This is a genomic window from Sorangium sp. So ce185 (assembly GCF_051526825.1).
GTDB lineage: Bacteria > Myxococcota_A > Polyangia > Polyangiales > Polyangiaceae > Sorangium > Sorangium cellulosum_D.
Genome location: NZ_CP150316.1, coordinates 10,770,563 through 10,782,263, shown reverse-complemented (window position 1 = coordinate 10,782,263; position 11,701 = coordinate 10,770,563). Strand labels below are relative to the sequence as shown.

Sequence of the window (11,701 nt, the reverse complement as noted above, 5' to 3'; positions counted from 1 at the left end):
GGGGTAGGGGGTAGGGGGTAGGGGGTAGGGGGTAGGGGGTAGGGGGTAGTTGCCGGCTGGACGGCCCCCGGAGAGGGTGATCGTGGGGCGGGGCGGGGTGGGGGCCCCGCCGAACTCGGCAGGGACATGGCGCCGGAGGCGCCATGTCCCTGCCTCAAACATCGGCCCATCCCCCACCCCGCCCCGCCCCACGATCACCCTCTCCGGGGGCCTGCGGATATCGGTGGGCAATGGGCCGGGAGCGGGGGAGCGCGCGAATCACTTTAAGAGAGGATTAAGGGGAGACGCTGCGGCGGGGACGTAGCCTGCTCAGCGGAGGTCACTACATGCGCATCATCCCTTCTGCCCTGATTGTCGTTGCCCCTGCCATGCTGCTCGCGGGCTGCAGCCCGACCAGTGAGACCGAAGCCGCCGTCGCGTCGAGCGGCGCGCCGGGGGCGGGATCGGTGGGATCCGGCGGGAGCGCGGGCGGCGACGCCGTGGGGAGCGGGGGGGCGGGGGCCGGCGGCGCGCTTCCGGCCGAGGGGGCATGGCACCGGCAGATCTCCGGACCGGATATGGAAGATGCGATGTCCCTCGCGATCGACGGCGGCGCGAACGTCGTTCTGGCCGGGAGCTCGCGCGGCGCGGCCGACTTCGGCGAGGGCGCCACGCCGCTCGCCGGCTTCGAGGACCTCTTCATCGCCAAGTACGCGGACGACGGCGCCCTGCGCTGGGCACACCGCTTCGGCGGCAGCCTGGTGACGGCCACGGGGATCGCGGTCGACGCAAACGACGGCATCGCCGTCGTCGGCCACGCCTCGGGCGGACCGCTCAAGGCCGGCGACCTCGCGCTGGACGAGCCGGAGCGAGACGACATCTTCGTCCTCGCGCTCGACCAGGGCGGCGCCCCGCGCTGGATGCACCGCCTGGGCGGCGCCGGCTTCGATTTCGGAGGCCGTGTGGCCGTCGGTCCCGGCGATGACGTCATCGTCGCCGCCCAGTCCGGGAGCAGCCTCACCCTCGCGAGGTTCGCCGCCGACGGGGCTGTCCGCTTTGCGACGGACGTGGGACATCTGTCCGGATACGCCTCGTCGTTCGCTCCGATCGGCGGGGTGGCCGTGGACCTGCACGGCGACATCGTCGTCGCCGGGAACTTCTCCGGCGGCGCCGACCTCGGCGGGGGCGCCATCACCGGGCTGAGGGGCGATCAAGCCTGGGTGGCGAAGTACTCGGGCGAGGACGGCGCCCACCTCTGGTCGAGGCACTTCGGCGCGCCCGAGGATCACGGCATGGGCCTCGGCGACAAGGCGCAGACCCTGCTCCTGGACGAGCGCGGCGACGTGCTGATCGCCGGCCAGTTCGCGGTGGGCGCCGATCTCGGGGAGGGGCCGATCGGCGACACGGGCGGCGCGTTCCTCGCGAAGCTCGCCGGCGAGGACGGCGCCGTCCGATGGGCGAAGCCGCTCCCGGCCGCCGGCGTCGTCTCGACCAGCCTCTCGTTCATCCCCGACGGCCGGGTCGCGCTCATCGCCTCGCTCAGGGCGCCCTTCGACCTCGGCGGCGGCAGGGTGGACGAGCGGGGAAGCTACATTGCCACCTACGAGCCAAGCACTGGCGCGTTCGTCGCGCAGCGGAGGATCGTCGAGGTCGGCACGATGATCAGCGACACGCAAAACGGGTTCTTCGGTATGGGCGCCTCCGCGATCGACGCGAAAGGGAACCTCGCGATCGTGACGAGCTTCTACGAAGAAGCGCAGACCAGCTTCGGCGCCCTGAAGAGCGAAGGGTGGGGCGACATCCTCCTCGCGCACCTTCCGCTCTGAGGCGGAGTGCGGTCATCAAGCTTCCTCTCCTCCTCCTCCCGCCTCCCTCCTCTCCGCCGCCTCATGCGCCAGCGCCCCCGCATGGATGGCCCTCACCTCGTCGATCGTGCTGGCCTCCCCCGCCGCCTTGTCCGGCCGGTACCGCTTCACCCGCGCGAACCGCAGCGCGACCCCCCCCGGGTACTGCGGGCTCGCCTGCACCCCGTCGAACGCGATCTCGACGACGACCTCCGGCCGCACATACACCGTGTACGCGTCGCGCGTGATTTCGAGCTCGAGCAGCCGCTGCGTCTGCCACGCGAGCATCTCGTCGGTCATGCCCTTGAACGTCTTGCCGAGCATCACGAACCCGCCGGCGCCGGGATCGCGCGCGCCGAGGTGCAGGTTGCTGAGCAGCCCCCGGCGCCTGCCGCTGCCCCACTCGACCGCGAGCACGACGAGGTCGAGGGTGTGCGCCCGCTTCACCTTGAGCCACGAGCTGCCGCGCCGGCCGGCCTCGTAGGGCGCGGCGAGCGACTTCGCCATCACCCCCTCGTGGCCGCGGGCGAGCGCGTCGGCGAAGAACACCTCGGCCTCGGCCTCCGTCGGCAGCTCGATGCGCGGGACGCGCAGCGACCGGTCGAGCGCCTGCCGGAGCGCGGCGGCCCGTTCGCTGCCGGACCGATCGAGCAGGTCCTCGCCGTCGAGGTGCAGCACGTCGAAGAACAGGGCGCGGAGCGGCAGCTCGGCGCGCAGCGCGGCCACGTCGAGCGTGCGGCCGAAGCGGCGCATCGTGACCTGGAACGGGTGGGGCGCCCCGTCCGCGCGGAAGGCGATCGCCTCGCCGTCGAGCACGATCGAGCGGACCGGGAGCGCCCGCACCGCCTCGACGACCTCCGGGACCGCCTTGGTGACGGAGTTCAGGCTGCGGCTGAAGACGCGCACCTCGTCGCCGGCCTTGTGCACCTGCACGCGCGCGCCGTCGAGCTTCCACTCCAGCGCCGCCGCGCGGAGCTCGCCGAGCGCCGAGGCGACGTCGTCGGCCGCCTGCGCCAGCATCGGCTGCACCGGGCGGAGCAGCTGCAGCGAGAAGCGCTGGAGGCCGGGCGCCCCCTCGAGCAGCGCGGCCTTGGCGACCTCGGCCGCGTCGCCGGCCAGCATGACCGCGCGCCGCAGCGACGCCGGCGGCAGCCCCGCGGCGCGCGCCACCGCCTCGATCATGACCGCCTCGAGCGCGCCCTGGCGGAGCTCGCCGACGAGCAGCCGCGCGAAGAAGTCGCGCTCGAGCTCGGTGGCGCGCGCGAAGAGCCCGCCGAGCGCCGCGCGGCGCTGCGCCGCCGACCCCGAGCCCGAGGTGCGCGCGATCTCCGTGAACACCGCGTCGGCCTCCCCCAGGGTGAGCGCGGGCTCGACGGCGGACGGGCCGGCGCGGCGGGCGTCGGTGACCATCGCGGGCCCGAGCCCGATCCGGCCCTGACGCAGCCGCCCGGCCAGCCAGTCGACGCCGATCCGCACCTCCTCGGGCGAGAGGCGGCGCAAGAGATCGGCGAGCGCACCGATCTTTTCGAGACGGCTGGAGGTGGTGGCGACACGATCGGAAGTGGCGACGAGATCGGAAACGAGCACGCAGGTATCCTACCCTGGCATCTCGAGGGCGCACGCTCGAGGGGTCCTATGATGAGGCCGCCGCGGTGTGTCCCTTGCCACGGAACCGAGAAACCGAGCTGAGGAACCGAGCCGAGGAACTCCGCAGGATCAGACCTGACCCACGGGCGCCAAGAGCTCTCCGCATGGGCTGAGAGAGAGCCTACCAAACGGTGTAAGGCCGCGGGGCAGAAAAGCGCTCTTGCGTGCCGGATTCGCGGCCGTTCTCCTTTGCAGCCACTTACGGAGAATGGTGACGAATTATCAGGCTATCTTGGGTGGCTCGAACGACGAAAGACACCCGAGCTGACGGCGGCGCTGGAGCCGCCGCGCGTCCGAGCCGACGGCGCGGCCGCGCCAACGATTCAGCACGCAGACACGTAAGCGGGGAGGGGAGTGTCTCCGTCGCTCCGGCGCCCGCACCGTGAGCCGGCGAAGGTGCTGCCCACCTTACCAAGATCCGGTGTGCCGCTCGTGGCGAGTCGCCGGGCGCGAAGCGCGCGACGCGCCCGCGCCGCTCCGGCGCGGAGGGCCGCGCGGAGCCGCCCCGCGACTCCCGAGCACGCCGTGCGAGGGCCCCGCGAGAGGGCCCGGCCGCGTCCGCCCTCCGACGGCGAGATCGCTCCGTTTAGTTGACCTCCGCCGCCGGCCTTGATACCGGGTTGGGCGTCAGCGCGCCGTGGGCAGGTGAACACGGCGGGCGGGCGCAGTTTTCCTCAACCACAGCTCAGGAATACCGCCCTCCGCTGCAAGGCCGCCGATTTTTGGGGCTTTGAAGGCAGCTGGCCTGGTTTTTGCGCGGCACCTCTCCGGCAGTTTGACTGGAACGGGAGGCGCTGGCGTGGCGTTGGTGTCCTCACGACAAGGTGACGGAGGTTCTTCGATGGTGGAGCGGCAAGTCCGGAGGCGGGTCGGCGTCGTGATGGGCGGCTCGTCGGGCGAGCGCGAGGTGTCCCTGCGCTCGGGCGCGGCCGTCGCCGAGGCGCTCGAGGCGCGCGGGTACGATGTCGTCCGGATCACGCTCGGGGACCGGTTCGGCACGGAGCTCTGCGCCACGCTGCAGCGCGCGCGGCTCGACGCGGCCTTCCTGGCCCTGCACGGGCGGCTCGGGGAGGACGGGTGCGTGCAAGGCGTCCTGGAGCTCGCCCAGATCCCGTACACCGGGTCGAGCGTGCTCGCGAGCGCCCTCGCGATGGACAAGCTCAAGGCCAAGGAGATGTTCCGGCTGCACAACGTGCCGACGCCTCCCTACTACACTGTGGGTGCGCACCAGGAGCTCGACGAGCTCGAGGCGATCCACGGCTCGTTCGGGTTCCCGGTCATCGTCAAGCCGCGCGGCGAGGGGTCGAGCCTCGGGGTGACCAAGGCCGGGTCGCTCGAGGAGCTCCGGTCGGCGCTCGCCCTGGCGTTCGAGTTCGACGACGCCGCCATCGTGGAGCGGTTCGTGGCGGGGACCGAGGTCAACGTGGGGATCCTGGACGGGAAGGTCCTTGGCGCGATCGAGATCGTGCCGAAGAAGGGGCTTTACGACTACGAGGCCAAGTACACGCCGGGGATGACCGAGTATCACATGCCGGCGCGCCTCCCGCCGACCCGGTACCGCGGGGTCCTGAACCTGGCGGAGCGGGCGGCGCAGGCGCTCGGGTGCACCGGCGCGGTGCGCGTGGACCTGCTCGTGACCGGCGGAGAGAACGAGTACGTGCTCGAGGTGAACACCCTGCCGGGCATGACCACGACGAGCCTCCTGCCGAAGATCGCGGCGGCCGCAGGCTACGAGTTCGGCGACCTGTGCGAGGCGATCCTGGCGAGCGCTCGGCTGCACCAGCCGGTGCGGCGCCGCGCGCCCGCGGCGTCGGAGCTCCGGCTGAGCGAGCGGGGACAGGCCGAGAAGCGGCTGCGGCTCGTGAAGTCAGCGATCTGAGGGCGGGTGCCCCGCAGGGGGCTGAAGGCGGGCGTCCGGCACGGGGCGCCCGGCATGGGCGCCCGGCAGCGCCTGGCACCGACCTCATGCCATTGCCCTCAGGGGCAGATCAGCGCGAATTCTGAATCGCGGGTCCGTTCGCAGGGGCCGCATCGCGCGTGAGGCGTCGATTCCCGATCACGGAAGCGTTGTTGTCGACGGGGGTGGCGCTCGCGGCTCTCGGTTCGCGCGCGAGCGCCTGATGGCGCTGGTGGATGCCTCCGCGGGGGAAACCGACGCTCAGGCGGCTCGCGGTGGGCACCGTCGCGGGTCGCTGCCCGCGGCGCCTTCTCAGGCTTGAGCGCCGCGGGTGGCGCGCGCGCGCCGTGTCGCCGGGCTCCGGCCAGGGCGCCGCCATCGCGTGGCGGCCAGGGCCGCAGCGAGCAGCCAGGGCGCGGCCGAGCCGAGGGGGCCAGGGCCGGCGTCGGGCGCCGCGGCGCAGCCGTTTCCGTGCAGGTGCGGCGGGCTCCCCTCCGGGGCGGGCTTGGGCGGCGCGCCGCCGTCGCCGCTGGAGCCGCCGTCGCCGCCAGAACCGCCGTCGCCGCTGCTGGTGCCGCCGGCGCCGGTCGACGCGGCGGCGCCGCCATCGCCGCCGGAGCCGCCGTCGCCCCCCGCGCCGCCGTCGCCGGAGCCCTCCGCGAGCAAGCAGCCCCCGGCAATGCACTCGCCGCCCGGACAGGGCGCGCGGTCGACCTTGTAGCGCTGTCCGCAGTTGCCGGTGGCCCGCTCGCAGACGGCGTCCCGGCAGACGGCGGCGTCGGGCTGCGGGCAGAGGAACGGATTGCTGCCCACGCAGGCGCCGTTCTGGCAGGTATCGGTCTGCGTGCAGGCGTTGCCGTCGTCGCACGGGCTGCCGTCGGCCTTGCGCGGGCTCGCGCAATCGCAGGCGTCGCCGATCCCGTCGCGGTTGGCGTCGGCCTGGTTGGGGTTCGCGATAAGGGGGCAGTTGTCCGCCGCGTCGGGATGGCCGTCGGCGTCGTCGTCGTCGTCGCAGGCGTCGCCGAGAGGGTCTCCCGCGGACAGGCCACCATCGGTGTTGGTCTGGGAGGTGTTCGGGACCTCAGGGCAGTTGTCCTCGTGGTCGGCGACCCCGTCATCGTCGCTGTCGCGCGTGCAGACGCCGGCCAGGCACAGCCCGCTGAGGCACTCCTTCGGGAGCGCGCACGCGGCGCCGACGGGCTTCTTCGGCAGGCAGTCGCCGCCGGCCTCCGCGCAGTAGGCGGCCTCGGCGCACTGGGTGTCGAAGGTGCAGCCCGCGAGGCAGGCGCCCGCGACGCAGCGGTAATCGCCGCAGGACCGGGTGTCGCCCTCGGCGCAGATCCCGCGCCCGTCGCAGAGGGGGGCTTCGACCATCTCGGAGGCGCCGTTGCACGAGGCCGCGCCGCAGGGGGTGCCCTGGGCCCACAGCTGGCAGGCGCCGCGGCCGTCGCAGGAGCCGTTGGCGCCGCAGGTGGCGGCCGGCTCCGCCGCGCAGTCGCCGTCCGGATCGGCGCCGGCCTGGACGGGCCCGCACACGCCGTCGGGGCCGGCGCCCTTCTTCGCGGCGGAGCAGGCCATGCAGGCGCCCGCGCAAGGAGCGTCGCAGCAGACGCCGTCGACGCAGGAGCCGCCGGCGCAGTCCGCGTCGGCGTCGCAGGGAGCGCCGGGGAGGACGGGGGAGTAGATCTCGGCGCTGGCGAGGATGCCGCCGGTGCCCCCACCGCCGGTGACCAGAATCTCGCCATGGCGCAGCAGGGTCGCTGCGTGGCCAAATCGCTCGGAGTACATCGTCCCTGCCGGAGACCAGCTGTCCGTGGCCCGGTCGTAGACCTCGGCGCTCGCGCCGCCGTGGCTCTCGGATACGGCCTTGCCCGCGACCAGGACCCGCCCGTCCAGGAGCCGCGTTGCCGTGTGCTGGTATCGCCTGGTGCTCATGGGAGCCCGCGCCGTCCAGCGATGGGTCGCCGGGTCGTACACCTCCGCGCTCGCGAGGCCGCCGTACTCGGCCCCGTAGCCGCCGGCGACCAGGACTTGCCCGTCGTCGAGCAGCGTCGCCGTGTGCTGGGAGCGCGCGGCGATCATCGGTTCTGCCGCCGTCCAGGTGAGCGTCATGGGGTCGAAGATCTCCGCGCTCGCGAGGTGCATGTAGTCTGCTCCGTAGCCGCCGGCGACCAGGACCCGCCCGTCGTCGAGGAGCGTCGCCGTGTGGTGGTTGCGCGCGGTGATCATCGGTGCTGCCGCCGTCCAGGTGTGCGTCGCGGGGTCGAAGATCTCCGCGCTCGCGACGGGGATGTAGTCGGCCCCGTAGCCGCCGGCGACCAGGACCCGCCCGTCGTCGAGGAGCGTCGCCGTGTGCTCGTCGCGCGCGGTGATCATCGGCGCTGCCGCCGTCCAGGTGCGCGCGATGGGGTCGAAGATCTCCGCGCTCGCGATTGGGACGTAGTCGGGCCCTTCGCCGCCCGCGAGCAGGACCCGCCCGTCGTCGAGGAGCGTCGCCGTGTGCTCGCAGCGCGGGATGAGCATCGGTGCTTCCTCCGTCCAGGTGCGCGTGATGGGGTCGAAGATCTCCGCGCTCGGGATGTTGCCGGGCCCGTAGCCGCCGGCGGCCAGGACCCGCCCATCGGCCAGCAGCGTTGCCGTATGCCGGTAGTGCGAGCGCACCATCGGAGCTGCTTCCGACCACGGGCTCGCGCCCGACGGGTCGTAGACCTCGTCGTTCTCATCGCCGCCCTGACTGCCGCCCGTCACGAGCACTCCGCCGTCCGGGAGCAGCGTCGCGGTATGACCGCTGCGGCCCACGGCCATCGCCGGCGCATCCGACCACGACCCCGCCGTCGGATCGTAGATCTCCGCGTTCGCCAGGTACCCGGACCACGCGGCGTCGCCCACGACCGAGTATCCGCCCGCGACGAGGACCCGCCCGTCCGCCAGCGACGTCGCCGTGTGCTGAGAGCGCCCGAAGTTCATCGGCGCCGTCACCGCCCAGATGCCGCTCACCGGATCGTAGATCTCCGTGCTCGCGAGCTCGCCCTCTCTCTCCTCCTCTTCTTCCTCTCCCCAGTAGATTTCGACGCCGCCGGCGACCAGGATCCGCCCATCATCGAGCAGCGTCGCCGTGTGCCTGTGGCGCGCTGAGCTCATCGGCTGCACCGGCGTCCAGCTGTTTGCCGCCGGGTCGTACAGCTCCGCGCTCTCCAGCGCCTCCGAGCCGTCGTATCCGCCCGTGACCAGGACCCGCCCATTGCCGAGCAGCGTCGCCCTGTGCCCGTAGCGTCCGATGCTCATGGGCGCCGCCGCGGTCCAGGTGTCCTCCCGTGGGTCGTACAGCTCCGCGCTGGCGAGAAAGATGCCGTCTCTCCAGCCGCCCACGACGAGGATCAACCCGCTGTCGAGCCGTGTCGCCGTGGGGCCCTGGCGCGCGTCGCTCATCGGCCGCGCCGGTACCCAGCGGTCCTCCGCCGGGTCGTACAGCTCCGCGCTCGCCAGCGCGCCCGAGCCGTCGGAGCCGCCCACGACCAGGACTCGCCCGCCGTCCAGCAGCAGGGCGGCGTGATCGTGGCGCGGGCCGCTCATCGGCTGCGCGGGCGCCCAGCTGTCGTTCGCCCGGTCATATAGCTCCGCGCTCGCGACATAGGCCTCGCCGCCCCTGCCGCCCGCGACCAGCACGCGCCCGTCGTCGCCGCCGAGCCGCGTCGCCGTATGCCCCCCATCCCGCCTCTCGGCCATCGCCCCAACCGGGCGCCACAGCGGATCCACGAGCAGGAGCTCCCCCGACGCCTCGGCCAGCAGCGCGATCTCCGCCCCGCGCGCCTCGAGGCGCACCGCGACTGGCCGCCCGCCCTCCGCGAACGCGCGCGGCGCGGTGACGCGCAGCCGCGGTGTCCCCGCCGCGTCCACCACCTCGACGGCCTCGCCGCGCTGCCGCAGCGCCGCGCCGTCGACCTCCCAGACGGCCACGGGCGCGCCGGCCGGCGCGGCGCCGGGCTCCACGGTGAGCCATTCCTCGATGCCGCCGTCGGCCGCCCGCCAGAACGACGCGCCGCCAGCGCGGCCGTAGATCACCGCGCCGTCCACGATCGCCCCGGGGCCGGAGGCGCCGGTCTCCCGCACCCGCACCTCGAAGCCGCCCGGGCCCGAGAGCCGCACCCAGCCGCCGCCGTCGCGCGGCAGCTCGGCTTGGAGCCGTGCTCCGCGTCCGGCTCGGCCAGCCGCGCCCAGCGCGAAGCCTCCGTCCCTCGCCGACGGCGCGTCGAGCGCGCTGCTGCCCAGCACCTCGGCGGCCTGCGCCGGAAACCGGTGCTGCACCTGCGCTGCCGCTGCGGCGGCGCGGTCGTGCCCCGCCGCGCACCCGAGCGCGCTCATCCACCCCGCCGCGGCCAGCGCCAGGATGACCACGGCCAGCACGCGAAAAGCCCACCCAGCTCGCATGCTAGCGAATGTCTCACGCCGGCCCGCCAGCCACAACGGCGCCGCGAGCGCGCTGCCGCCCGCGCCGCGCGGCGCGCGCCGCTCACCCCCGAACCGCGCGGCGCGCGCCGCTCACCCCCGAACCGCGCGGCGCGCGCGGCTCACACGAGCGATGTGCAGATGCCGATCTTGGGATGATAGACGCCGACTCTGCGCTTTCCCCCGCTCGTCTCCGGCGTCACGAGCACCACCATGCTCTTGAGGAGCGGCGCGTCCGCGCGAATCCGCACGTGCTGGCCGGCGACGACGACGTGCCATACGTTCACCGTCCCGAACCTCGTCACGACGACGCCCTCGTAGATCTGCGCGGCCGACGGCGCGCCGCGCAGCGCCAGGCGGCAGGCGGTGTAGCTGCCAAGCACCTGATACAGGAGCACGAACGGCATGACCGCGAAGGAGAAGGCGAGCAGCATCGCGACGAGATCGATGTGCCGGTAGAGCGAGCCGACCCCGAGGAGCCCCGCCCAGACGAGCAGCGCGTAGCCCACGCCAGCCAGCTGGTGCCGGGCGTGCCGCAGCGCCGCCCAGGGGCGCGGGGGCGGCTCGCGGAGCTCCTCGGGCAACTGGATCGCGTTGAGTGACTGCATCGTGCGGCTTCGGCATACCCGCGACGGCCGCGGGGCTCAATCGGACAGCGCCGGCGCGGCGTGTTCCCGCGATCATTTACCGCTACCGCCCGCCGCTCGCCGCTCGCCGCCCGGCGGCCGCGAGCGCCGCGAGCGCCGCGCCTCGGAGCCCCGCGCCTCGCCGAGCTCGCCGGATCCCTGCGTCTCTCCGACGCGCTCTGGCAATCGCGCCGGTTTCGAGCAGGATCGACGGACCATGACCTCCCAGCGCAACCGCAAGATCGTCCTCGCCGCCCGTCCGGTCGGCGAGCCCACGCCGTCCGATTTCAAGCTGATCGAAGAAGAGCTCGCCGAGCCCGGCGAGGGCCGCGCGCTGCTGCGCACGCTCTATCTGTCGCTGGATCCGTACATGCGCGGCCGCATGAGCGCCGGCCCGTCGTACGCGCCGCCGGTCGAGGTCGGCGACGTGATGGTCGGGGGCGCCGTCAGCGAGGTGCTGCGGTCGAGCGTCGACGGCCTGGCGCCGGGCGACCTCGTCGAGGGGCGGACCGGCTGGCAGGCGTACGCGATCACCGACGGGAGCGGCCTGCGCAAGGTGGATCCAGCGCTCGGCCCGATCTCGACCGCGCTCGGGGTGCTCGGCATGCCGGGGATGACGGCCTACACCGGGCTGCTCAACCTGGGCCAGCCGAAGCCGGGCGAGACGGTGGTGGTCGCGGCGGCCTCCGGGGCGGTGGGCTCGGTCGTGGGGCAGATCGCGAAGATCAAGGGCTGCCGCGCGATCGGCGTCGCCGGCGGGCAGCGCAAGTGCGACTACGTGGTGCGCGAGCTCGGCTTCGACGCCTGCCTCGACCACCGCGGCCCCGACCTGGCAGCGCGCCTGAAGGAGGCCTGCCCGGGCGGGATCGACGTGTATTTCGAGAACGTCGGCGGCGCCGTGTTCGAGGCGGTGCTGCCGCTCCTGAACCCCTTCGCCCGCGTGCCGGTGTGCGGCCTCATCGCGCACTATAACGACACCGCGCCGCCCCCCGGGCCGGATCGCCTTCCGGGCCTGATGAAGCAGGTGCTCGCGAAGCGCCTCTCGCTGCGCGGCTTCATCGTCGGCGACTTCGCCGAGCAGCGCCCCGAGTTCCTCCAGGAGACGAGCCGCTGGATCCGCGAAGGTCGCATCAAGTACCGCGAGGACATCGTCGACGGTTTGGAGAAGGCCCCCGAGGCGTTCATCGGGCTGCTCAAGGGCGAGAACTTCGGCAAGCTGCTGGTGCGCGTCGCGTCCTGAGCGGCGCCGGGCGCCCCGGCTC

The 11,701-nt window shown here is 73.5% G+C and carries 6 protein-coding genes; 3 read left to right on the top strand and 3 right to left on the bottom strand.

The annotated features are described in order from the left end of the window. Positions 1 to 569: 569 nt before the first annotated feature. Positions 570 to 1,805 (top strand): hypothetical protein, encoded by a 1,236-nt coding sequence (locus tag WMF26_RS39650; protein ID WP_437996963.1) that lies wholly within the window; start codon positions 570 to 572, stop codon positions 1,803 to 1,805. Positions 1,806 to 1,820: 15 nt separating this feature from the next. Here the strand turns inward: WMF26_RS39650 and WMF26_RS39645 are convergent, their stop codons facing one another. Next, positions 1,821 to 3,410, bottom strand: a complete 1,590-nt coding sequence (locus WMF26_RS39645; RefSeq protein WP_437996962.1) for an ATP-dependent DNA ligase — start codon at positions 3,408 to 3,410, stop codon at positions 1,821 to 1,823. A gap of 901 nt (positions 3,411 to 4,311) precedes the next feature. Between WMF26_RS39645 and WMF26_RS39640 the strand changes: the two genes are divergently transcribed. After that, positions 4,312 to 5,349 (top strand): D-alanine--D-alanine ligase, encoded by a 1,038-nt coding sequence (locus WMF26_RS39640; RefSeq protein ID WP_061623048.1) that lies wholly within the window; start codon positions 4,312 to 4,314, stop codon positions 5,347 to 5,349. 330 nt (positions 5,350 to 5,679) lie between these two features. Here WMF26_RS39640 and WMF26_RS39635 read toward each other — a convergent pair whose 3' ends face one another. Both WMF26_RS39635 and WMF26_RS39630 read right to left on the bottom strand, forming a co-directional pair. Continuing rightward, positions 5,680 to 9,795, bottom strand: coding sequence for a kelch repeat-containing protein (locus WMF26_RS39635; protein WP_437996961.1), 4,116 nt, complete (start codon positions 9,793 to 9,795; stop codon positions 5,680 to 5,682). A 140-nt stretch (positions 9,796 to 9,935) separates the two neighbouring features. After that, positions 9,936 to 10,421, bottom strand: coding sequence for a hypothetical protein (locus tag WMF26_RS39630; RefSeq protein WP_437333346.1), 486 nt, complete (start codon positions 10,419 to 10,421; stop codon positions 9,936 to 9,938). 235 nt (positions 10,422 to 10,656) lie between these two features. On the opposite strand from WMF26_RS39630, the gene WMF26_RS39625 reads away from it, so the two are divergent. Beyond that, positions 10,657 to 11,679, top strand: coding sequence for an NADP-dependent oxidoreductase (locus WMF26_RS39625; protein ID WP_437996960.1), 1,023 nt, complete (start codon positions 10,657 to 10,659; stop codon positions 11,677 to 11,679). Positions 11,680 to 11,701 lie beyond the last annotated feature (22 nt).